This window comes from Pseudarthrobacter sp. efr-133-R2A-89, assembly GCF_030209315.1.
Classification (GTDB): Bacteria; Actinomycetota; Actinomycetes; order Actinomycetales; family Micrococcaceae; genus Arthrobacter.
In genome coordinates this window covers 481,687-505,729 of sequence record NZ_JARVSE010000005.1, presented here as the reverse complement: position 1 = coordinate 505,729, position 24,043 = coordinate 481,687, and the positions used below count along the sequence as shown (strand labels likewise).

The following is a 24,043-nucleotide window of genomic DNA, read 5'->3' as shown; positions in this document are numbered from 1 at the left end:
GCCAGTGAGTCGAGACTGGAGTCATGGCAGTACAGGTGAGGCTCGCAGCGCTCAGCGCTCCCACCGTCCCACCTGAACCGGAGGTGGACGACGAGCTGCGCGAGCTCGAAGAAATTTCGCGGTCTTTGGAAGGACACACGCTGTCTGCTGCCACCCGGCGCGCCTATGCCACGGCGTGGCGTGCCTTTGATGACTTCTGTACCGGCCACGGGCTGGAGGCGCTGCCTGCGCATCCGGAGACCGTGCGCTGGTACGTCGCCTGGATGTCCACGCAGCTCGATGACGACGGGCTCCCCCGGTTCTCCGTCGCGACGATCCGCCAGCGCCTGGCCGGTATCGGCGAGAGGCACCTCCGCGGCGGGCTTCTGGATCCCACGGCCCACCGCGGCGTGGTGGATCTCGTGCGCGGGCTGGCCAAGCTGCGGGCCACCAGGCCCCGGCGCAAGCGCCCTCTGCTTCTGGACGACGTGGTCCGGATCATCGCGGTGATGGAGCACGACACATATCCGGCAGGCGTGTCAGCCACCAGGGACGCCCTGGCGGTGTGGCTCGGGTTCGCAGGGGCCCTGCGCAGGAGCGAGGCGGCGGCCCTGACGCTGAACCGGCTCGAGCTGCACCCGGTCGATGGTGTCCACGTTCATGTGGGGGCCTCGAAGGCCGACCCGGAGAACGCGCTGCCGGACGTGGTCGTGCTGCCGTTCGGGAGCTCGCCGGCATCCTGTCCCCCGTGTGCGGTGCACCGTTGGGTCGTGCTGCTCGGGCTCGCCCGGCAGGACGACGCGCGCACACGGCGTCGCGGGATCATGCAGCAGCTGTTCTCGTACGGTCTCGAGGAGCACGTCTGCGGAGCCGCCGGCTCGACGGCGCTCATCAGCAGCGCCGACCTGGCCTCGGGCGCGCCCCTGCTCCGGGCAACGTACCGCAACAGGAAGGACGCCCGGATCCATGCACGGGCGGTGAGCGGCGACGCGCTGCACACGATGCTGCTCTCGCGCATGGTCGAGGCGGGGATGAACCCTGCTGCCTACGGCTTCCACTCGCTGCGGGCCGGGCACGTCACCCAGGCGCGGCGCAACGGTGCGAGCACGGAGGAGATCATGCGCGCCGGCCGGTGGAGCCGGGCAGCGACGGTAGACGTTTACGACCGCGAGTTCAATCCTGCGGCACGCAACAGCGTCATGCGTCTGGGGTTGTAGACCCCTCGATGCCGGGGGCAACCCGGTGCCCGTGCTGGTCGTCCTCCTCGACCGGGACGCGGGCGTCGATGCTTTCCATGAGGCGGAAGTCGACGACACCTTTGAGTTGAGCGCCGCCGCCGAGCACTTGAATGGCCTTGGAGAGCCGCAGCACCTCCAGCCTGTTCTTCTCCCACTCGCGCTGGGCCGCTGCCAGGTCGGCGAGGTACTGCTGCAGCTGGGCCTCGCTCTCTGCCTCCGGATCCTCGGCGACCAGGATCGCCAGGGGGACGTCCAGGGCCTTGGAGGCGGCGACCGCCTCGTCCAGGCGGACGGCGCGGATTTGCTGCTCTATCCGGGTCACCGCCGAAGGGTCGACGTTCGTTCCAAGGATCTCGGCAATCCTGCGGGCCAGCTCAGCCTGGCTGATGCCCAGGCGTTCCCTCTCCTGTCGCAGTCGGCGGGCGAAGAGGTCTCCGGGCAAGGCGTTCATCTGGTTTGGGCTCCTGGTCGGGTACATGGGCGCGAAGGGCTCAGCAAGAAGCGTATGCCGAGCCGTGCCGGAGCCGCACACCGCGCGCCCCGTCATGTGAAATCTACACGTTTTTGAGCAGAACGTCAGTCCTCCCGCCGACACCTCGTTTGCGCTGGTCTTCGAGCACATTCTGGACTCGTATCCGACTCGTCACTGATACGACTATGACTGATGACTCGAATGATGTAGATTGGTCACTGAAGATGTGCACGTATACGAGTCCCTAGAGAGGGGTCGGCCGCATGATTGCAGGCATGTCGTCCCGCTCAACGGGGAGTCACGTCGCATCGGGAGAGACCATTGATAGGGCGCTGTGCTCTATCTAGGCGAATCGGTTGTGCCAGTCGCCTCGTGACACATGTCATGCAAGCGACCATTCGATAGGCGAGAGGAAAGAACCATGACGAAGATTTACGAGGCGGCACTCGAGCGGGTCGCCCTGCCCACCGCGGCCTGGGACCTGACGAGCTTCCTGGAGAACGCGAAGTCCCAGATCCAGCTCTGGGGCGGGCTGCTGCTCATGCTCCTGGGTGCGGTCGGACTGGTCTGGGGCGGCGTGCTCCTGATCAAGAAGCTGATGGCCACCCCGCAGTCCGCGGGCCAGCAGCAGGGCTGGGGCACCATCGCCCTGCTCATCCTGGTCGGCGGCGCGCTCGGCACCGGTGGGTGGTCGCTGATCAACACCATCGGCTCCGGCGGCCAGAAGACCCTCGAGGACCTCGGCGGCGGCTCTGTCCTCGTGCAGACGGTCAGCCACGTACTGACCAGCGGCGTCCTGGGCTAAGCCCGGCGCGGCAGGAATCAACGGCCGGGCACACAAAGCGTCGACGGACCGCACCGGGTCGGTTGAGGTCACCAGGCCTCAACCGGCCCGGTGCGTCGTTTCCGGGGTCGGACGACGGGCGCTGACGACGAGCAGGACAGGCAGAGCAAGGAACAGGACGAACGGGAACGGACATGGGGATCAAGGACAAGGCGCTGGCCTTCGGCAAGCGGTTCAAGCTCGACTCGCACCACGCAATCGAGCGCTTCGGGGTGTTCTTCGGCATCTTCGCTGTGATGGGGCTGGTCGTGGTGGCCGGCTCGGGTGCCGCCGCCTTCAAGGCGGGCAGCGACGCGGTGTCGCACACCGCGCTCTACAACACCGAGTTCACCTCCTCGAAGACCCAGCTCAAGGGCACGGTCGACGGGGTCTACACCAATCACACCGGCAACAGGGCACTGGTCATGATGCACTTCCCCGCCAGCGCGGCGATCTCGTACAACGCGGCGGACTACCAGGCCTTCCTGCTGGGCACCAACGACAAGCTGCAGACCGAGAAGGTCAGTACCAGCGGAATCAGGGGCACCTTCCACGTTTTCGGCTCGACCGGTTACGTCGGGGTCCTCCTGGACGCGGACCGGCCCTTCGACCGGCAGGTGCTCAACCTGACCGTCCGCGCGAACGCCGAGCTGACCTACGACGAGCGGCAGCAGAGCAGGGATGACCAGGTCGTGGGCGACTCGAGCTTCAAGAAGTACGACCAGTGGCGCGTGATCATCAACCCGGGTGCGTCGGGCACCACCGACATCCCGGCCCTGGACGCGGCCAGCTTCGACCCGGCCCGGGCCTATTACGACGTCGTGCTGAAGACCCAGGAGCAGCAGACGCGGGACAAGCTCGACCAGAAGCTGCTCGCGATGCGCACGAGCCTGAAGCAGGTCGAGTCGTACACCTCCGACCTGGCGACCACCAAGGTCGATGGGCTCTTCCTCCGTCCGCCGGCCGTTCCGACCTCCATCGCAGGTGATCAGGTGGCTGGTGTCTCGGCGGCCGAGGCCAAGGACGGGAAAGCGACGCTGGAGCTGAAGACGGGCCATGTCGTGCCCGGCGGATTCGACTTCAACTGGCGCGCGGGCAACGTCTATGCCGGCTACCTCGACACGCTCGTGCCCGCCGGTAAGGGCTATGTGCAGTTCCTCGCCGACAAGCGCGCCGAGGGCAGCGACAGCACGAGCCAGCAGGTCTCGGACATGAAGTGGGTCCTCTCCGACGGCACCGACCTGAAGAAGGACTACCGGTCCTCCGATGTGACGATGCGCCCGCTCACGAACGTGATGAACAACCTCTCTCAGGCCTACCAGGACTACGGCAAGGCCAAGTCGGAGTACCAGTCCGGGCTTCTGCTCGAGCTGCTCGGCCTGGACGTGAAGCTGCGCGATGTGCAGTCCAACAGCACTGCGAACTCGGCCGGGGACTTCCTGACCGTCTATCACTGAGCGCGCTCCACGGAGCGGGCAGTCACCACCCAGGCATCGAGCCGGAAAGGACAAGCTTATGGCCATCGACCAGCCGACGCGGCGGGATGACCCGGCCCGGCGCGCTGCATCGCCCCGCGGGGACCGCAGGTCCGCCGACGGGGGTGCGAAGGAGGAGTCGCAGCCACCTCGTCGTGAGGGGTCCGGCGTACGCCGCGCCGGGCCCCGTACCGGAGCGGCCTCCGCTCCTTCCCCGTCCGGGGATGCAGCCAAGGGTCTGCCGAAAACCCCGGGGGCCTCCCCCGCGCCGCAGCCCGTGGACCCGACGCCTGCGGGCCGCGGGTCGAAGCACCTGGGAGCCGCACCGGCCCCGGACGCAGCGGCTGCCGCTGGCAAGGCCACAGGTGCGGCCGACACAGCCAGCAAGACCAGCAAGGCCGCCAAGGCTGCCAAGAGCCTCGACGGTGTCGCCGCCGGGGCGGCCGGGGGAGCTGCCCGCAAGGCGGTCGAGGGTGACGGCAGCAGCGCGGTCCGCCGCGGTGCCGGCCGGTACGCGGGAGCGGCTGCCTCGGGAGCTGTCGCCGGGGCGCAGGCCGGAGCCGCCGCCGGTGGTGTCGGCGCGCTGCCCGGGGCAGCGGTCGGCGCTGCCAAGAATGTGGGCCTGGAGACCGGCAAGGATGTTGTCGACGGTGCGTCCAAGGTCACCGGCGGAGGTCCGGACGCCGAGCCTGCCGACAAGCGGCTCGGTGCCGGGGGCACCGGCTACGAGCGGACCTCGCAGAAGGAGAAGGACGGCCAGCTGCTGTCCAAGACCGCCAGGGGTGTCGCCGTCGGCGGCACCGCGGCGGCCGCTCCCCCGGCTGCGGGGCTTCTCATGGTCATGGCCTTCCTGAAGTGGCTCAAGACCATGTTCTTCGCGATGCTCGCGATGGCCGCCAACGCGGCCAGCATGATCTGGGGTTTCATCCTTGGGATCGCCAAGGCGGTCGGGCACACGATCGCCGCACCGTTCATCGCACTGGGCGGGCTGGTCGGCAAGGCGGCAGGAGCCGTGTTCGGGGTCACCGTGACGGCCACCGTCGCCCCGGTGGCCACGGCCGCATCCGGGGTGGCTGCGACCGTTGCCGCGGTGGCTGTGCTCAGCACGGTCCTCACGGGTGTGCTCGACCAGGCCGGCCTCGATGGCGGCCGCGGCTCGACCATGACCAACTGCATCGTCAATGTCAGCCGCAACGGCCCCGGCGCTGACGTCCCGGCGAACACCGAGGCGAACGCCCGGGCGGTCTACTCCGTGCTGAAGACCTGGGGTATGCCCGAGGAGAACATCGCGGGCATCCTGGGCAACTGGTCGCAGGAGTCGGGCGTGGACCCCACCAGCGTGGAGGGCATCTACAACGAGCCCTACCAGATCGGCCCGCGCAAGCAGACCGCCTGGGACGGGAACTTCACCCACATCCCCGGCCAGTCGCACGGCGGCATCGGTCTGGGCCAGTGGTCGAACGGGCGCACCACGATGCTCCTGGATTATGCCAAGTCCAAGAACCTGGACTGGTACACCATCAAGGCCCAGCTGGCATTCATGGCGGAGGGCGACAGCCCGGGGGACGTGGCCGTGTTCAAGGACATGATCAAGACCTCGCAGGGCTCTCCCTCTGCTGCTGCACTGCACTTCCACGACAAGTGGGAGCGCTCGGCCGACAACGCTTCACAGCTGCAGCAGCGTAAGGCCGACGCCGAGATGTGGTTCGGCAAGATGAGCGGCTGGACCGTCGACACCTCGGTCGTGGGCGGGGTTCAGGACATCGTGGGCGGCATTGTCGACACGGTCGGCAGCGGGATCCGCTCCGTCTTCGGCAACTGCGACAGCGACACCAAGGTGCGCCCGGGCAGCCTCGTCGACGGCGGCATGAACGAGGAGCAGGCCCGGCAGCTGATCGACCTGTACAACCAGGAGGGCGACAAGTTCCTGGACGACAAGTACGGCGCTAGCGGACCGGGCTCCTGCGGCGACAACCACGCCATGAACTGCGTGTCGTTCTCGGTCTACTTCATGAACAAGTACACCTCGTTCCAGCAGTACCCGCCGGGCGACGGCATCCAGACAGCCCACGCGATCGCGTCCATGACGGGCAAGCAGGTCTCGAGTACGCCGACGGCGTACTCGGTCGGTTCCGGGCCGGGTACGGGGTCCGCGGGCCACACCCTCGTGGTGCTGGGCGTGCAGGGCGACAAGGTCATCCTCGGTGAGGCCGGCTACTGCGCGTTCATGGGCCGCGTTCGCGTTGACAGTGCGGAGCGGATGAAGTCCGAGGGGTGGGTGTTCGTCGACGTCACGGACCTCATCACCACGGGCGGCAACCTGCCGGCGTAGCCGGCGGAAGCAGGGCCGGTGTCCGGACGATCCGGGCACCGGCCCTTTCTGCGTCCCGATCCGTGCGCAGTGACCTGTCGAATGGGGCAGACTCGTTATTGAATGACCATTACAGATAGACTTGGAGTCATATATGAGGACAACGCGAGAAAGGGCGGGCATCGTGACGAGTGCGGACGATGATGCGCGTGGCAGGGCCGGGGACACGGTCAAGGACGAGGACGGCGCGCCGAAGAAGCTGAAGGCCCCCGCCACCCGCAGGCGGGTCAGCGGGGTCGAACTCGAGGCCCGCTTCGAGGGCTGGCGCTCCGAGCGGCGCGGAGAGCGGCAGGCACGCACTCCGGAGGAGTCGGCGCGGCGGACGCGCCTGGTTTTGAGCGCCGCAATGGGCGTGGCGATCCTCGGGCTCGCGGCGGCCGCGGGAGTGAGCGGCAAGGGATTCGAGGTGGAGCACGCGGCAAACGCCGACCGGATCTCCGCGCTCCAGGTCCAGATCGAGGATGCCAGGAGCACTCCGGTCGCCCCGGATCTGCCCGGAAAGATGACGCGGCTGATGGAGGCAGCCGCAAAGGACGCCCAGAAGGTCGCGGAGGCCCAGCAGCGCTTCGCTCAGCTGCACCACGAGGCGGCGACACAGCCCAATGCGGGCAACGGTACGCCGAACGCGGCGACACTGCAGATCGCCGAGCACCGCCGGACGCTGGCACCCCTGTTCAGCCCGCGCTCGTTCCTGGCCGACGAGAAGGGGGCCTACTCCCGGACCTCTGTGACGCCGTTCGACCCGAGCACGCAGATCGACCCGCGGTTCCCCTGGTACGTGCGCTACGAGGGTTTGAAGGCTTCCTCGCCTGGAGCGTACGCCTGGTCGGTCGAGTCGGTAATGCCGGACCTCGCCACCCAGGACGCCACGGGCACCACGCGCACGGCGCGGGTGATCTGGCTGTGCCGGGACACCGCGGGTGGACAGGTGCTGGCGTGGGCGAACGCGGCCTACTCCTACGACGGGAAGGCCGGGACTTTCGCGGATCTCAAGGTCGTGGTGACCGCCGCCGGCGCGGAGCACCAGCAGGGCGCATCGACGACGGGTAACGGAAGCGGAGAGGGCTGATGATGCAGGAGCAGCAGATTGACGGCACGGACGAAACGGCAGCGCCGGAACCGGGCTTCATGCGGCGCAACGCCCTGGTGGTCGGGGTCGCGGTACTGCTGGTTACCGCCGTGACGGTGACCGGCCTGACATGGGGGTCCCAGCGCAGTGCACTGGATCAGCAGCAGCAGACGATCACGGGCCTTCAGGGCCAGCTTGCCTCGGTCGGGACCGCGAAGTCCGAGCAGGTCGAGCAGGATGTCATGCAGTCGCTCGGCGTGAGCCAGAGCCGGATCCACGACGACACGCAGATCGTGGACCGCCTGGTGAAGACGGCATTCACCTGGGACTCCGGCCAGGCCTACGAGGCCGCTCGCCGGGACCTGAAAGAGCGCTACCACCTGTCCGAGGACGAGCAGTTCCTGAAGCAGTTCATGCCGCCGGCGCGCTTCAACGAAGACGCCGCGGGCAAGCGCTACTACTACATCGACACCCAAGGGCTGAACTCGGCGGTCAATGCCGACGCGGACCTCGAGGTCGTGAAGGTCACCGCGGACGAGTACACGTATGCCGTGCAGATCGAGGTGGCGGCTACCTCCGATGCGGTGTCCCAGAACAAGGTGGCACCGGACCGGGTCAAGTCGTACCGGACCGTGCTGGTGTACCTCACCGTCGACGCGCAAGGGAAGGTCTCTGGCCTGTCCGCCATTCCCGCTGGCGGTTCGACTCGTCATTCCAGATGATCCGACTCCCTTTCGACTCATCTTCTTGATAGAGTTGTACTGGTACTCGAGACGAAGAGCGAGTTGAGGGGCAATGGCATCGACAAAGATCGGCGAGTCGGGTGTGCAGGCTGACAAGCCTGTCCGCAAGACCCGCTTCGTGGCCGCGCCGGACGCCGGTGCGGCACCGGGCGACGCCGACCCCACTGGGGACGGAAATGTCCCGGGTGCGCTGATGAGCCGCCGGGCGGCCATCGGCGGGGTGTGCACGGGGGCAGCTGCGCTGCTCTGCTTCCTGGTCGGCGCAGGTCTCTCTGGTGGCGAGGCCACCGTCAGCCAAGACAAGGCTCAGCAAATCGTCTCCCTGCGCGAGCAGATCCGCACCGCCGCGGTGCGCACCGACGCCCTCCCGGAGGCCAAGGACGCTGACCGCGCCCTGGTCACGGCACAGGGAGCTGCGGAACAGATCGCCCGGTTGCAGAACGAGTACCGCTACCTGACACCCTCGGTGGCGGACTCGGGCGGGACGCTGGACCAGGCTGCCGCCGAGCCGACGCGCCGGAACCTCACCCCGTACTTCGCCCCCGACGTCGGGCAGGCCACTCTCCAACCCTGGTACCTGCTGGCCTCCGACAAGGACGTCGCCGCGGGCAACGAGATTCCGATGAGCTTCGACTCCGGCTTCAAGTGGGTCGCCCAGCGCCCTTACTCGGTCGAGGTGGACGGCACGATCCGGGTCACCTGGTTGGCGGTGCAGACCCGCCCGGCGGCCGGGCAGGCCCCGGCGGTACTGGCCTGGGCCCGGGCTGACTACGACATGACCCGCAAGAGCTTCTCCGGGGTCCAGACCGGAACGACGACCACGGGCGAGGCCCTGCGGCAGGAGGTGAAGGCACCGTGATCGAGGACGTGAAGGACTGGGTGCGCGCGAGGGCCGGGAAGGTCCTGGTCTGCAGCACCGGAACGCTGCTGGCGCTGTCGCTGCTCTCTCTGGCCCCGGCGCTGCTGGCCGACGGTTCGGCGGACGCCGACGCCAAGGCCGACCAGCTCATCGTCCAGCTCCAGGGCAAGCAGGAGGACGCGCAGGCGGCACTTGAGACCAAGCATGCCCGGTTGCTGGCTGCCCTGCCGGGGATGGATGCCGAGCGGGCCGACCGGGACCGGGCCGCAGCGCGCTCGGTGCTGCTGAGCCTGACGGATTCTTCGGCCGCCTCGCGGACCGTCAAGGAGACGCAGGCCGCCCTCGACGCCCGGTACGGGTTTCTCGGGACCTCGTCCCGGACCCTCACCGAGTTCATCCCGGAGTGGATGGCAGCGACCGGTGCCGGAAAGGGCGCGGGGACGGCGTACCAGCTGGCCGACTTCGACGTCGACGTTGCCGCGGTGAAGGGCCTGGACTACTCCTACATCGGAGTGGCGCGCCTGGACCCGGTGTCCGCCGACGGCAAGTCCACGGCCAAAAGTGAGTACGTGGTCTTCACCTTCGCCACCGGACAGGACGGCACGGTCGCCTCGTTCGAAGCGTACCGGGCCTCGGGCCGGACGCGGGACCAGCTTGCCGCGCAGAGGCCACCTGCCTCTGCTTCACCGGCCGATACCGCCAGCCCCGGACCCAGCCACAGCGGCTGACCGGCGGGACACCCGCACAGACACGACACGACAACCACGAAGGACGAGACGAATGACGATCCAGACTCTGGACAAGACCGGCAGCGCGACCGAGCACGAAGCCCGCGTGGAGGCTGCCACTGCAGTCCCCGTCGAGAAGGCCCCGGTCAAGCCGAAGGCCGGGCGTGGCCCTTCGAAGCTGGCCGGCGCGCTGCGCCGCCTGGCCCCCGGGAAGGGCTCCGGCGGATCGCCGGTGCTGATCTGGGCGGTGTTCTTCCGCTCGGTCGTGCTCATCGCCGACTACGTGCTGGCCTCGATGACTGCGATGGTCGTGATCCCGATGCTCGGCGCGTGGCTGCACCGGCAGTCGGGCGCAGCAAGCGGCGACCTGACCATGGCCGGGACCGTCGCGATGTGGATCGCCCCGCTGCTGTTTGTGGTCCTGTTGCTGGCCGCCGCGGAGATCGCTGCGATGCGCGGGATGTGGCGCTGGTCCACCTGCCGGATCCAGGCTGTGCGCGACGCCCGCACCCCGGCGCTGGCCCCGGCCACCGCCGCCCCCAGGACCACCCGCCCGAGCAAGAAGACCAACCGGAAGAGGAGCAACTGATGCGCACTGCTGGACTGATGATGAACGACGTGTGGGCCGACCGGGCCCTGCGGGAGCGTGGCGTGCAGGCGCACCGCTACGACGGCCTCGATGCCCAGATCGGGGTGCTGGTCGACTCTGTCGAGCTCAAGCACCGCGGCAAGGAGGAGAACTACCGGCCCTACCTGCACGTCGTGGGCGAGCTGCGCTCGATCACTCCCGCCGAGCCGCTGCCGTACGGGATCACCCAGGTGACCTACTCGCACGGCCAGGGCGAGAAGGTCGACGCCTTCTACGAGTTCGACGACGAGCAGCTGGTCGCACTGGCGGCCAAGGGCTACTTCAGCCCTTCGTTCACCGTGCCCGACCAGCTCACGGGGATCGAGTGGGAGCTGCCCGCCAGGGTGGATGCCCTCGTGCTCACCCCGTCTGGGGACCAGGCCGATGCCCCCGTGGTCTTCATGAACGTGCACCGCATCGCCGATCTCGAGATCGACCTGGCCTCCACCGAGTACGACCTGGCGGCCTACTTCGCTGATCGCTCCAAGGATGGTCATGGTCCGGTTGAGTCCGTCGTCGACCAGCGGGGCCTGCGGGCCCGCTCCGACGCGATCAACTCGCTGTTCAGCGAGGACGAGCTCGACTTGGTCGCGCAGGCGGAGAACCTCCAGCGGCCGGAGGCGCAGCAGCCGGCTGCCGAGGGCGTCACCGCGCAGTTGCTGGCGGTCGAGGCCGAGATCACCGCGGAGCGCGAGCAGTATCAGGCTGAGCTGGAGCGCACTGAGGGCACGCCCGAGCACCTGTACCACCAGCGTGTGGCCCCGGCCCTGCACCTGGACGGACCGGAGGATACTGCCGCCCCTGCGGACGCGGAGCCGGATGCCGGCGCGACCCACGATCTGGACTTTGGTCTGGATGAGGAGGCCACCGGGCAGGAGGTGCCCGCGCCGACGCTCGAGGAGCGCAAGCGCGAGGCCTCCCGCCGCGCCGCCGACCTCGACTTCGGCGAGGAAGACGGGCACGGTCTGGGCCACTGAGGCCGAGGCGGGCAGAGCAGTCAGGACGGGCCCCGGTCGCTGGAGGACAGCGGCCGGGGTTCTGTGCATTCACACGACGGAGGTATGAGGCGGGATGGGCCTGAAGCAGTCAGTGGTCATCGTCAACGAGTTCAGTGTGCCGCTGCCCGGCGGCAAGGGGTCCCGGGGCGGCACCCCCGGCGACTACGTCACCCGGTACATGGCGCGCGAGCAGGCGACTGAGTCGCTCGCGCCGATCCAGCGGCTGCGCACGGACGACTTCATCCTGCGCTATATGGCCCGCGAGAGCGCGGTCGAGCGCGCAGGGACGAGCAGGGTCGAGGCCAAGACGACAATGCGCCAGGCCCAGGGCGATGGCGGCGTGGCCTTCGGCTACGGCTCAGTGTCGCTCTCCGACGAGCAGCTGCGGGCTGCGTCCCGGGACATCCAGAAACACTTCGAGAGCGGCAAGACGGTGCTGAAGACCGTGCTCTCCTTCGATGAGGAATACCTGAAACGGCACCGCATCGTCGGCGAGGACTTTCACTGCGAAGGCCGCGGGGACTACCGCGGCCACATCGACCAGATGAAGCTGCGGATGGCGATCATGCACGGGCTGGAGCGGATGAGCTCGGGCACGAGCGGTTTCGACGACCTGCGCTACGTCGGCGTGATCCAGGTCGACACCGAGCACGTCCACTGCCACCTGGCGATGGTCGACGCCGGACACGGCCGCCTGGCCAAGGACGGCACCCAGCGGGGCAAGCTTCTGGATCGGCACAAGTCCCGGTTGCGGCGCGGCGTGGACGCCTGGCTGGACGAGAAGCAGGTCGTCGCGCACCTGTCCAGCGCCGTCGGATACGAGCGCAGGAACGTGACGACCTTCATCAAGCGCTGGGCACACGAGCGCATGCGCTCAGAGGCCCTCCCCCAGTTCCTGCTGGCCTGCCTGCCCGCAGACCGCTCGCTGTGGCGCGCCGGAACCAACGATCTGCGGATGCGCAAAGCCAACCGTCTGGTCTCCGAGCTGGTGGCCGAGCAGCTGGAGCGGCCGGGCTCTCCGCTGCCGGCGGCAATGGAGAGGGTCGTGGAGTACGCCAATCAGCGCCGCGAGGCCGAGGGCCTGCCCACCGACGCGTGGCAGCGCCTGGTCGACGCGGGCCGCAACCAGATCACCGAGCGGGCGGTCAACGGGGTCTACCAGATGCTGCGCGCCCTGCCCGAGGAGGAGCTGCGGGTGCGTACGCCGATGCTTGAGGTGATGGGTATGGACTACGCCGAGATGGCCGCCCTGGCCGCAGAGCGCCAGCAGCAGCACGGCAGCTCGGAGGACGATGTCGTCTCCTTCGGCTTCCGGCTGCGCAGCTATGCCTCCCGCCTGCAGCATCACAAGTCCAAGGCCAGCGCCTACCGCGACCTGGCCCGGCAATGGGAGCGTGCCGAGAAGGCCGAAGTGGCCGTAGAGGACTCCCGGCCGCTCTACGACTTCTACCGCTACGAAGAGGACTGGCACCGGCGGGTGATGAGCAAGTACCAGCACTTCCTACCGTTTGTCGGCGACGCCAGCCAGTGGTACGCCCAGCAGCAGGAGGTCGCCGCGTACGGCCAGCGCCTGCTCTCGCTGATGGCGCTGCGCCAGGACGCCTCGCTGCAGCGGATGAAGGACGCCGACCAGGCCGAGGAGATGGGCCGCGAGATCTACGGCCAGCCCGGCGGACGGCACCTGACCGCGGGCAAGGCCGGACGGGCGGTCCTGGACGCGCGCATCGAGACGATGAAGCAGGTCTACGACGAACGGCTCCAGGAGCTGCGCACCGACCTGGCCGACTCGGGGCTGGTGCTCGTCGCCGGTCCTGCTGACCAGCGCCGCGCCGTCGCCGGCGGGGATCCGGAGGTCTCCACCCAGCTGTCGATCGAGACCGGGACGGTGCACCCCTTCGACGAGGTCAAGGCACTGGACCTGCATCACCTGGGCTACGACTTCGTGGCCGATGTCGAGATCGGCGAGCGGGCCCGGCGGGAGTTCACCGCAGCCGCGGCCGAACGCCGCCGGCTGCTGCTGGCGGCCATGGAGTACCTCGACCAGTCAGGCCAGTCCGAGGCGATCGCCGACCTCCCTGTCGACGACATCGCCGCGATGACCCGGGTCTCGCGGGAACTGGTTCCGGTGGAGGACGGCTCCACGCGGCCGGTTCTGCGTTCGAGGATCGCGGCGCTGCGCGAAGAGCAGGAACAGGCGGCCCGGATGCGCCGTTCGAAGGCCTCCTCGCTCGACGCCGGCCTGGTGGTGCGTGTCCAGCAGCGGGTCGACGCCGCGGTGGCTGGTGCCGGGGTCCTCCCCGGCCCCGAGCAGGAGCCGGCAGGCCGGTCCGACGGCATCCAGCACGAGTAGGGACACGAGTCGAAAGATCATTCGAATGGTTGCGGAATGCTCTATAGGAGTATTAGTGTATAGAGCAGTTCGGCACTGCACTTCGGGGCTTTGCTCGGACGACGTGAATGATCAAGGCCGTTCTGCCGAGTGGCGGACGGAACGACGAAAGGACGAGATCATGGCACTTCTCAAGGGCAAGGGCGCAATGACCGGGGTCAACCTCATCGCCAAGGTCTATGACAACGGCGCGACCAAGGACGGCAAGTCGCACTACGCCGACATCCAGGTCGACGCCCGCGACTCGCGCGGACCGGAGCAGAGCAACCTGCACCTGAAGTCCGAGCGCGTGAAGGGCCCGGACGGCAAGGAGCGCTTCGCCAACACCGCCCCCTACTCGGTGGGCCAGCTGGAGGAGATCGTCAAGGCCGCGGGCCCGAATACGGAGCCGCTGCTCAACAAGGACGGCGAGAAGGTCGGCACCGTCTACGGCTTCAAGGGCAACGTGATGCCGGCCTCGCGCGGCACCGGTCTGGTGGTCAACACCAAGTCCGTGGAGGCCAGCGACTTCAAGGTCGACGCCAAGACCCTGGACAACCAGTTCGCCTCCATGAAGGCGGCCAAGGAGGCCCAGGCGGCTGCCAAGCAGAGCCAGGCCGGTCCGGAGCAGACCGCCCAGGCCGAGCAGGTCGTCGAGGCCGAGGCCCCCGCGGTCGGCTGACACCGATCCACGACTCAGCAGAACTCATTGAAAGGCCCCCGGAGAGACCTCTCCGGGGGCCTTTCGCATAGAGAGGAACGAATCATCATGGCAGATCTCAGTAAAAGTTCCCAGGGCCGACCGGAGCACGGCCAGCGCCCGACGTCGTACACGCCCGAGCAGCTGGCGGCGATCCGCGGGGCCACCCCCGATACCGGAGAGCAGCGGGGCCCGAGCTCGCAGGCGGGCCTCGGCGCGGTGCGGGGTCCCCGATACAGCGTGCCCTCCTCCCCCGCTCCCGGCCAGCCGGGCTCGAGGTTCAACCCCAACGTGGTCGAGCGGCGGCCGCGCCCGCAGGCTGAGCCGGCACCGGGGATGATCACTTCAGCGGATGTGCCGAAGCCGGAATCGTCCCGGCAGGAGCAGCCCCAGGCGAAGCAGGCCCATGCCGGCGGCACGGTTCAGGGTCCGGTGAAGGTCCCGCTCACCCAGCGGGCCGCCGGGTCGAAGGTCGGACAGGCCGTGCAGTCCGCGGGCCTCCGCGAGGGAGCCAGGCGGCTCGGCACCGAGGCCATGCAGGATGCCGCGGCCCACGCCCAACGTGCCCAGCAGTCTGGTGCATCGACCAGGGGCGTCGCCGCCAGCGCCGCCAGGGGAGCTGCCTTGGGTGCAGCCCGCGGGCTGCACACGGAGCTGGCCGGACATGGCGGACAGAAGGCCCCCCAGGGCTCCGCTGCCGGGGCGGACCTGGTCGGGCGGATGGGCTCGGTTGTCGGCCGTGGTGCTCAGGAGCAGCTGCCGGGCACCTCGCCGCAGGGACGGAAGCCGGTCAGCGAGAGGTACGACTATCAGTTCGAGGGCCAGGGCGGGCCCGAGGGCACCGAGCAGCAGCGCGGGGCCTGAGACAGGCGCGGAGGAGGAGAAGGCTATGGCGACGAACGATCCCAGCCCACTGAGCGGCACGAGCCTGCTGGAGCTGGGCCTGGACGAGATCACGGCCCCGGACGAGGGCAAGGACATGTGGGCGGAGGCCGGGCGCGCACTGGTCGACCGCGTGGGTGCCTCGATGCGTCAGCAGCGGGAGGCGAACGAGCGGGCACGGCGCGACCGGGAGTCCAGCAGGCCGCTGAGCGAGCGGTACGACTACCAGTTCGAGCAGGATGGGGCTTCGTCCCAGGAGGACCGCCAGCAGGGGCTGTGACAGCACCCCTACGGAGTGAATGGCCAGGAGGCCCCCGGATATGAGTCCGGGGGCCTTTCGCTGTCCTATCGCAGTCGAGCCGAATAGTGCCATGATAGACTTTCGACTGATCTATCAGATGAATTCAAGTCTTGGCGAGAGGTCTTCCACGGCATGTTCCATGAAGTGCACCTGAATGAGGGCTATCCGCTCCTGTCGAAGCTGTCGGACCCGCTCAAGAGGGCCGAGCGCGAGATCGTCGGCCGCGAGCACGAGAAGCTCCAGCTGCTGGCCTCGATGAGCAGGCCGGAGCTGTGCAACGCCCTGCTCCTGGCCGAGGCAGGTACGGGTAAGACCGCTCTCGTCCAGGCCACGATGGCCGCTGACGCCGAGCGGCTCTATCTCGAGGTCGATCCGTCCCGGATGATCTCCGAGGCCGGCGACTCGGACCGCATGGCCGCCATGCTCAAGGGCTTCTTCGACGAGGCCGAGCACTTCGTGGCGGACGAGAAGCAGGAGCTGGTCCTGTTCATCGACGAGTTCCACCAGATCATCCAGCTTTCCGATGCTGCGGGTGAGGCGATCAAGCCGGTGCTGGCGGCCTCCGGGGCACGCGGCATCCGAATCATCGCCGCGACGACCTATGACGAGTTCCACAGGCACATTGCGCCGAATCAGCCGCTGGTTGAACGGCTGCAGCGCATCAACTTGACGCCGCCGGACCAGGAGACGACGATCCGGATTCTGCAGGGCATGGCCGAGCACTACGACGTCGCCGACCAGTTCTACGACGATCACATCTACCGGCAGATCTATGAGTACACCGAGCGCTACATGCCGGCGAGCTCGCAGCCGCGCAAGTCGATCCTGGTGCTGGACAGCATGGTTGGCTGGCACCGCCTCACCAAGCGGGCGCTGAACCGCGATCTGCTCTCGGACGTGCTCCAGGAGTCCCTGGGCGTCAACGTTGCCTTCAAGGTCGACGGCGCGAAGATCAAGGAGCAGCTGGACTCGAAGGTGTTCAGCCAGGACCTGGCCACGCGTGCGGTCGCGCGGCGGCTGCAGCTGTCGGTCGCGGACCTGAACGACAAGGGCCGGCCGGAGGCCTCGCTGCTGTTCACGGGGTCGACCGGCGTGGGTAAGACCGAGCTTGCCAAGCAGCTGGCACGGCTGCTCTTTGGTGACGACCAGCGCCACCTGATCCGCTTCGACATGTCCGAGTACGCCCAGGACTCCTCGATGGACCTGTTCCGCTCCGAGCTGACGAAGCGGGTCTGGGACCTCTCGCACGCCGTACTGCTGTTCGACGAGGTCGAAAAGGCCTCGGCGATGGTCACCCGCCTGCTGCTGCAGGTGCTCGACGACGGCCGGCTCTCCGACGACAACAACCGCGAGGTCAGCTTCCTGAACACCTACATCGTCATGACGACGAACGCAGGCTCGGAGATTTACAAGACCATCGCGCAGTACGCGGCCGACGACACGGGCTCGGGCGAGCAGCTGCTGAAGTACGACAAGCTCATCCGCCGCTCGATCACCGAGACCTCGGCGGATAACCGCTTTCCGCCCGAGCTGTTGGGCCGTATCGACGCCATCGTCCCGTTCCAGCCGCTCTCTGAGGACACGCAGCGCAAGATTGTGCGCAACAAGCTGCGCCACATGGTGCAGGAGGTCCTCATCAAGCACAACGTGCGGGTGGACATCGACCAGAGGGTCCTGCAGTACCTCATCGACGACAAGGGCGACACCGACTCCAATGCCGGCGGTGCCCGTGGCGCGGTGGCGAAGATGACCGACGAGGTCACCACCGGAGTGGCGACGTTCATCAACGAGCATCCCTCTGAGCGGCGGATCCGGATCGACGTCGTCGGCGAGTTGGCGAGCGACCACAAGGACATGCTCACCTCCGAAGCGTGCATCGAGGTGAGCGCCGTGCGCTGATCTGCGCCAGCGGCCATTGCGGGCCATTCGGCGTCGTGTCGGATTGCCTATCATTGCACCTATCGACTTATAAGCGATAGGATACTCATAAACCAGGCGAACTGCGTTTCATCATCGAAGGGATCGACACCAATGGGCATTCTGGGCACGGCTGCGGGAAGCCGGAACAAGGATCGGAAGAAGAAGCCTGACGAGCTGCTGTCGTCCGTGGTCAGGGAGACGGCGATCCCCGCAGCAGTCGAACTGCTGCGGTCGAACGCGAAGTTCGTCTTCCCCAGCGGCACGGCGTGGGTCATGCTCGTGCTGGCCGCCGAGTCCATCGGAGGGCTGAGCAAGCGGCACGGCCGCGACGAGGCGAAGGGCTCGCTCATCGAGCTCATTGACTCCGACCAGATCAAGACCGTCGCCACGGCAGAGATGCTGGGCGAAGAGGTCTTCGGCATCATCCCCAACACGGAGACGCTTGCGCGCATGGAGGAGTACTCGCTCCTGGCTGGCGCGGAGTACTCCTGGGCCGTCGTCTGGCAGAAGCCCAGCGGCGAGCTGTTGGTGGACCTGGTAGCCGAGGCCACGTTCAAGCAGGCCCAGGAGGTCGCTTCCGGCACGCTGAGCCTCGAGGAGGCTGTCGGAGCGCAGGCCTGGCGCGAGCACAGCGGCGTCACCACCGACGAGCCCGGGACCCTTCCCGCGTCGGACGCGGACGCTGTTGCTGCCGTGGATACCGCCGACGAGGGTGACCCGATCTTCGACTCGATCCCCGGCGGGGACGAGGGTGCCGGTGACGAGCCGGTCTTCGACGCTGCGGGCGATGAGCCCGTGTTCGACGACGAAGCCGTCGACTTCGGAGACGAGGACGCGGCCCCGGTTGCGGTGGAGCCGGAGCCCGGCTTCGACGGCACGGCCGGCTTCGAGGAGTTCGATGAGGAGTCCGGTCCCGTGACCGCCGACGATACGGCGTACGCCCCGGCTGAGGAGGAAGCCGTCCTGCTGGAGAACCAGGAGCAGGTGCGCGAGGTCATCGCCCGCCGCTTCCTCTCCGAGGACCTGGACCTCGACGTGCGCCTGGACGAGTTCAATGCGACCTTCGCCATCGGCGCGCCGGTCGTGCAGATCGAGGTGCCGCAGGGTGCGACCGAATGGCTCGGCGACCAGGTCGCCCAGCTCAACCGGCAGGCCAACGCCGATCTTGCCCAGCTGCGGTGGGCGCACGAGGACGAACTGCGCACGCTGTACGTGAACCTCATGTCGGCCCACGTCGAGCAGGTCATCCGTGACGTGGCCACCGACCGCGAGGGCTCGCGCTACAAGGCACTCAAGGACGGCACCGAGGCGGCGCACCGCGAGCGGGAGTCCGAGAAGGAACAGCGGATCCGCACCCGCAAGGCCGAGATCGTCCAGGACTACGAGGCCCAGGCGAAGAAGCTCGCCGAGCAGGCCGCCCTCCAGGCGGAGATCCAGTACAAGGAGCGCAACCGCTCCCGCATGGAGCGCGAGCAGGCCGACGCTGTCGCCGAGATCGAGCGGATGCTCGAGAACTCCTACTCGCACGACCGCCAGGAGATCCTGCGCGTGCGCCGCTCCGACGCCGCCCTGAAGATGCAGGTCGGCACTACGCGGATCTTCGAGGTCCTGGCCGAGAAGCAGAAGGCCTACCTCGAGGCCGAGGAGCAGCGTCTGGGGCAGTGGAAGGCCGAGATCCAGCGGATCGTCGACGACAACCGCAAGGCGGACATCGCCCAGGCCGAGGCTCTGGCAGAGCACCAGCGCACTACCGACGAGATCGGCGTCCTGCGCCGCGAGCAGGAGGCGCTGCTGGAGTCGATCCGCAACGAGCACGCCGACCGCATCCGCCGGATGGAGGACGAGCTTGACCGCAACCGCAAGGACGCGATCACCCAGATGCAGGCCCGCGAGACGGAATGGCAGCACAGCCTGTCCCTCGAGAAGGAGAAGACCGACTCGGCCACGCAGCGCAACACGGACCTGCTGCAGCAGATGGAGGTTGTCGAGGACTCGGTCAAGCGCCGTTACGAGGCGCGGCTGGAGGAGATGGCTGCGGACAAGGAGTCCTACGCCAGCGAGCTGGCAAGGGCTTCGGAGATCCAGAGCCGCTACAACAAGATGCTCATCGCCCTGATCGTCGCGCTGCCCGTGCTCGGCGGCCTCGCCGGCTTCATCGGCGGGGCAGCCATGGGCGGCTGATCCGACTCGGAGATCGACGGGGTCTGACGGCGCATGGGGCTCGCACCCCGTGCGCCGTCGGCGTCTTCCGCAATCACAACAGGCGCAGGACACACAGACACACGCGGAAACAGGCAGGGAGAACCATGGCAGGCAGCAAGCGCAGGGCGGCACGGCCCAAGGCCAGCGGCTGGGAGAAGATCTCGGCGCGTCGGCCGGAGGAGACGCTGACGAACCGGGACGTCTATGAAGACCAGCAGCTGGACCGCGGCGAGCGGCTGAGCAAGAAGTCGAACACGTCGGGCCTCGTGCTCGCCGGCGTCGCGGGCCTGCTGGTCGCGATCGTGGCGTGGGTGCTGTACTCGGTCATTGCTACGGCAGTGCTCACGCTCGGGGCGACGATGGGCGGTGGCCTGGGCGGAAACAGCGGCGGAAAGCCGGACTCGTACTACGTGGAGGACACCACGACAGGCCAGGGCGGGGCCCCGATGACGTGTTACCGCGCCGTCAACGAGAAGGGTAACCCCGAGATCGGCTCGAAGTGCTACCCGGATCTCAAGGACGTCCCGGTGCCAGCGTGGTGGACCCACGCAGGCAGCGCCGCCCAGGACGCCCCGAAGGCTGACCAGGGGGCCACGCCCACGGCGACGAACGTCGGCGGGCAGCTGGGGTCCGTCACCGGGTTCAAGCTCTTCCTGACGCTGGGATCGGGCGCGCTGGTCATGATCGTGATCTCCACCTGGACCGGACGCCAGGTCGCCAAGCACAACGCGACGGTCGACCACACGGACATCAACGACCACCGCAACGACCAGCACATCGCGCTGCCGGAGGAGGTCCAGCAGAACTATGACTGGTTCCCGGACGCCGGTGCGCACTCGGGGGTGCAGGTCAGCTCGATGATCAGTCACATGATGCTCAGCAAGAAGGGGCTGGGCACGGTCAAGGTCTCCCGGCGCGCAGAGTCCGACGTGATTGACCAGGACGGCAACATCGTCTACTACAAGGGTGAGGTCATGGACGGCGACGACGGCGAGCCGCTGGTCGAGACCCTGCCGCTGATCGACGAGGAGTTCGGCGAGGCGCTCTTTGACGCCTCGGGCCTGCCCCGGGACAAGCGGCTGCGCCGGAAGTATGACGCAACGGTGATCCCGTACAACCCGCCGACCGAGGAGAGCCGGCGCAAGGCCAAAGAGGCGAAGGACCCTGGGAAGCTCCAGGGCGCGAACCGTGACAAGCTCGGGCCCTACCGTACGGTGTCGGACCTGATCACCGATGACTGGGAGTTCCCGGCGTACGAAGTCCAGCGCCCTGCCGGTGCCTACATCGTCGACACTGCTCCCGTGAACACGATGGTGCTGGCCATCACCAGGGCGGGCAAGGGTCAGACCTACATCGAGCCGATGATCGACATGTGGTCGCGGGAGAAGAAGCCCTCGAACATGGTCATCAACGACCCCAAGGGCGAGCTGCTCGTCAAGAATTACATCCCGCTGGTCACGCGCGGCTTCGAGCCGGTGCAGTTCAACCTGATCAACGCGATGAAGACCGACATCTACAACCCGCTGGGCATGGCCGCCGACGCCGCCCGCGAGGGCGACTCGACCAAGTGCGCGCTCTACATCGAGAACATCGGCGAGGTTTTCTTCCCGCTGGACGGCGGTGAGGACCCGGTCTGGCCGAACGCGGCGAACAACGCCTTCAAACGGGCCGCCTACGGTCTCATCGACTACTACCTCGAGGAGGAGCGTGAGCTGCGCGAGTACGCAGCAGCCACCGGCATGGACCCGGGCACGCTGGAGCAGCGGCTGGACGACATGTGGGGAAAGGTCACGCTGTACAACTGCTACCAGCTCTTCGTGCAGCTGACCTCGAAGAAGTGGAAGAACCCCGCTGCCGAGCTGGAGAAGCGCATCAAGAACGGCGAGTTCGAAGAGGACGAGGACGCCCTGGCCGAGGAGCAGGCCAAGGTCGCCGAGAAGGACTTCCTATGGGAGGGCAAGGCCGAGCAGGACCTGCTCACGCTCTACTTCAACGCCACCCAGGCCCTGCCGCGCAACTCGATGCGCACGCTCGTCGGCAACGCCCACAACGCCCTGGTCGCCATGGCCGGTGCGGAGAAGATGATGTCCTCGGTCTACGGCATCGCGATCACGGGCATGAGCTTCTTCACCGACCCGACGATCTCGACCCTGACCTCGGGCAAGCCGAGCCAGAACACTGACCTGGCGGGCCTGTCCTTCCCGCGGCGGCTGGGCGTGCGGTTCTCGCCGAACTTCATGAAGCGCGACCACCTGCTCGGGCAGATGGCGAGCTGGTCGGCGTACGCGGACCCGATGTTCACCCAGAACCTTGGCAAGGACTTCGAGCACTCGGAGATCGTCGGCCGCGTGGGCTGGGCGCGCTACAACTTCAAGGGAATCTTCCCCGGCGACGAGGCTTGGCTGAAGCTGGAGCTGAAGAACCCGCAGAGCGGCATGCTCGTGCGCACTTTCTACTTCCACTTCCGCAAGAGCTGCCAGCTCTCCCTCAACGGCCGGCACTTCGTGGTCGAGCCGGTCACCGGCAAGAAGATCGTGAAGAACGGCGTGCTGCGCGAGCTGCGACCGGTGCGGGAGGGTGGCACCCGCGACGGGAAGATCCTCTCGTTCCAGCCCGGCGACACGACCTTTCCGAGCCGCAAGCTGGACTTCTCCGGCGGAGGGCACCCTGAGGAGGTCGAGGTCCGGGCGCGCGCGATCACGCAGACGATGGCGCGGTACTCGGAGTCGCCCAAGGCGGTCTTTCTCGTCACTCCCCCGCACCTGATGAAGTACGCCAAGCTGATCCTGATCCTGGTCAAGCAGCTGGTGGACGTCTCGTTTGACCAGTCGTACATGACCAAGTCGAACCAGAAGCCGCTCTACCGCACCCGGTTCATGCTCGACGAGCTCGGCAACCTGCAGTCCGACGGTAATGGCATCGCCGGCTTCGAGACCATGCTCTCCATCGGCCTCGGCCAGGAGCAGCAGTTCACGCTTATCCTGCAGACGCTGCAGCAGCTGCGCGACGTCTACGGCGAGTCGGTCGACAAGATTGTGCAGGGAAACACGAGCAACATCGTCTTCCTCAAGTCGACCGACGACTCGATGATTGAGACGCTGGAGAAGATGAGCGGCAAGACTCACCGTACCCACGCCAGCTCGAAGCAGATCACGCAGAACCTGGACAAGGTGGTCGGCGGGAAGACGGACGGAGCGATTTCGCGCACCTGGTCGACGGAGGAGGAGCCGCTGATCAAGTACAACGATTTCGCCTTCCTCTCGCCGCGCAACTCGATCGTGCTGCGCGCCGGCGACGCGCCGGTCTGGAACCGCAACGAGACGATCCTGCCGATGTCATTCAAGCTGCTCGGCAACACGATCACCCACCCGGGGCACGAGTACTCGCTGCAGACGATCCCCACGCTCAGCTCCGCGATGGAGTTCGACGTGCGCATGAACCAGCCGGACTTCGTCAAGATGCTCGACAAGCGCATGGCCCAGGCGGTCAGGGCGGCCGACGCCAAGACGCTCTACCAGGAGACGTACGACTACAAGGACATCGACATCGAGCGCCTCGACCCGGACGTCTACTCGGACGAGGTCATGGAGGTCATCACGCGGATGGTTTTCACCGACGAGAGTGGCGATCCCAATGCCCCGGTGGTCGTGGACCCGGACGACTACGAGGCCATGATGCTGGGCAACGACGAGGAGTTCCTGGAGGACGTGGAGGTGGCCGCGACCGTGGCTGCCCACCAGGCGACGCAGAAGGACCACAAGCGCCTGGTCTACGCCGAGGGCACGGTCAGCAAGGAGATGCTGATCAATCTCGACGGCTCGGCGAAGGTCAAGGCCCTGGACCTTGAGATTGGTGAGGCGTACAAGACCGCGCTGGTGGAGATGCAGCGGGACCGCGAGCACTTCTCAGTCGGCGGGGACGGCGAGCTGCGCAGCGCCGACGGGTCAAAGACCTACATCAGCCAGGTCCGTTCCGATGCCTACACCGACGCCGCCCGCAGGATCAACGGCCAGATCAGCGACGAGGGCTCGCGCGTGTTCGCCGAGCAGGACGTGACCGAGGAGGATCTGCGGTCGCTGGCCACGGTCAAGGTGCACGCCGCCTTTTACACGTACCTGGCCTCGCTGCCCAGCTGGGAGGTCCTGGCCGACGGGGCTTTCGACCGGGCCATGGCCGTAGAGATGAAGTCCCGGGGGTAGTGCCGGCGGGTCTATTCGCTCCGTGCCGGGACAGTCGATGCAATTCGACTGTCCCGGCATTCGTCTTTTGGCTCGTTTCTGACTCGTC

At 67.5% G+C, this 24,043-nt stretch carries 18 protein-coding genes; 17 read left to right on the top strand and 1 reads right to left on the bottom strand.

Translation table 11 applies throughout. The features are described from left to right. Positions 1 to 23: 23 nt before the first annotated feature. A complete protein-coding gene (locus QRM95_RS11605; RefSeq protein ID WP_056387362.1) occupies positions 24 to 1,196 on the top strand; it encodes a site-specific integrase in 1,173 nt (390 codons plus the stop codon). Here the strand turns inward: QRM95_RS11605 and QRM95_RS11600 are convergent. Then, complete coding sequence (locus QRM95_RS11600; RefSeq protein ID WP_133830691.1) at positions 1,177 to 1,668, bottom strand: helix-turn-helix domain-containing protein; 492 nt, start codon at positions 1,666 to 1,668, stop codon at positions 1,177 to 1,179. The genes QRM95_RS11605 and QRM95_RS11600 overlap by 20 nt on opposite strands. A 442-nt stretch (positions 1,669 to 2,110) precedes the next feature. Here QRM95_RS11600 and QRM95_RS11595 point away from each other — a divergent pair, with 442 nt between their 5' ends. The 16 genes from QRM95_RS11595 (at position 2,111) to QRM95_RS11520 (ending at position 23,955) form a co-directional block, all read left to right on the top strand. After that, positions 2,111 to 2,494 (top strand): hypothetical protein, encoded by a 384-nt coding sequence (locus QRM95_RS11595; RefSeq protein WP_056387364.1) that lies wholly within the window; start codon positions 2,111 to 2,113, stop codon positions 2,492 to 2,494. A 173-nt stretch (positions 2,495 to 2,667) separates the two neighbouring features. After that, entirely contained in the window at positions 2,668 to 3,969 is a 1,302-nt protein-coding gene (locus QRM95_RS11590) for a hypothetical protein (protein ID WP_133830692.1), read from the top strand. Between the two features lie 58 nt (positions 3,970 to 4,027). Further along, positions 4,028 to 6,319, top strand: coding sequence for a phage tail tip lysozyme (locus tag QRM95_RS11585; RefSeq protein ID WP_133830693.1), 2,292 nt, complete (start codon positions 4,028 to 4,030; stop codon positions 6,317 to 6,319). Positions 6,320 to 6,452: 133 nt separating this feature from the next. Next, the gene (locus tag QRM95_RS11580) at positions 6,453 to 7,427 is read left to right on the top strand and encodes a hypothetical protein (RefSeq protein WP_133830694.1); all 975 of its coding nucleotides are present in this window, start codon (positions 6,453 to 6,455) and stop codon (positions 7,425 to 7,427) included. Continuing rightward, a complete protein-coding gene (locus tag QRM95_RS11575; protein ID WP_284975291.1) occupies positions 7,427 to 8,149 on the top strand; it encodes a hypothetical protein in 723 nt (240 codons plus the stop codon). The genes QRM95_RS11580 and QRM95_RS11575 overlap by 1 nt, the downstream gene beginning before the upstream one ends. Before the next feature lie 73 nt (positions 8,150 to 8,222). After that, positions 8,223 to 9,029 (top strand): hypothetical protein, encoded by an 807-nt coding sequence (locus QRM95_RS11570; RefSeq protein ID WP_133830696.1) that lies wholly within the window; start codon positions 8,223 to 8,225, stop codon positions 9,027 to 9,029. After that, on the top strand, positions 9,026 to 9,757 hold the full coding sequence (locus tag QRM95_RS11565) for a hypothetical protein (protein WP_133830697.1): 732 nt from the start codon (positions 9,026 to 9,028) through the stop codon (positions 9,755 to 9,757). Before QRM95_RS11570 ends, QRM95_RS11565 begins: the two co-directional genes overlap by 4 nt. A gap of 52 nt (positions 9,758 to 9,809) precedes the next feature. Beyond that, positions 9,810 to 10,346, top strand: coding sequence for a hypothetical protein (locus QRM95_RS11560; protein ID WP_133830698.1), 537 nt, complete (start codon positions 9,810 to 9,812; stop codon positions 10,344 to 10,346). Then, positions 10,346 to 11,362, top strand: a complete 1,017-nt coding sequence (locus QRM95_RS11555) for a hypothetical protein (protein ID WP_133830699.1) — start codon at positions 10,346 to 10,348, stop codon at positions 11,360 to 11,362. The genes QRM95_RS11560 and QRM95_RS11555 overlap by 1 nt, the downstream gene beginning before the upstream one ends. A 94-nt stretch (positions 11,363 to 11,456) precedes the next feature. Beyond that, complete coding sequence (gene mobL / locus QRM95_RS11550) at positions 11,457 to 13,733, top strand: relaxase MobL (protein WP_166651670.1); 2,277 nt, start codon at positions 11,457 to 11,459, stop codon at positions 13,731 to 13,733. Between the two features lie 160 nt (positions 13,734 to 13,893). Continuing rightward, a complete protein-coding gene (locus QRM95_RS11545; RefSeq protein ID WP_071416492.1) occupies positions 13,894 to 14,433 on the top strand; it encodes a hypothetical protein in 540 nt (179 codons plus the stop codon). Positions 14,434 to 14,520: 87 nt separating this feature from the next. After that, complete coding sequence (locus QRM95_RS11540) at positions 14,521 to 15,315, top strand: hypothetical protein (protein ID WP_133830700.1); 795 nt, start codon at positions 14,521 to 14,523, stop codon at positions 15,313 to 15,315. Between the two features lie 25 nt (positions 15,316 to 15,340). Continuing rightward, on the top strand, positions 15,341 to 15,613 hold the full coding sequence (locus tag QRM95_RS11535; RefSeq protein WP_071416490.1) for a hypothetical protein: 273 nt from the start codon (positions 15,341 to 15,343) through the stop codon (positions 15,611 to 15,613). 153 nt (positions 15,614 to 15,766) lie between these two features. After that, on the top strand, positions 15,767 to 17,533 hold the full coding sequence (locus QRM95_RS11530) for an AAA family ATPase (RefSeq protein ID WP_285247740.1): 1,767 nt from the start codon (positions 15,767 to 15,769) through the stop codon (positions 17,531 to 17,533). 132 nt (positions 17,534 to 17,665) lie between these two features. Next, positions 17,666 to 19,735: a coiled-coil domain-containing protein gene (locus QRM95_RS11525; protein WP_284975288.1), complete on the top strand. Its 2,070-nt coding sequence runs from the start codon at positions 17,666 to 17,668 to the stop codon at positions 19,733 to 19,735. A gap of 125 nt (positions 19,736 to 19,860) precedes the next feature. Continuing rightward, on the top strand, positions 19,861 to 23,955 hold the full coding sequence (locus tag QRM95_RS11520) for a type IV secretory system conjugative DNA transfer family protein (RefSeq protein WP_133830703.1): 4,095 nt from the start codon (positions 19,861 to 19,863) through the stop codon (positions 23,953 to 23,955). The last annotated feature ends 88 nt before the right edge of the window (positions 23,956 to 24,043 follow it).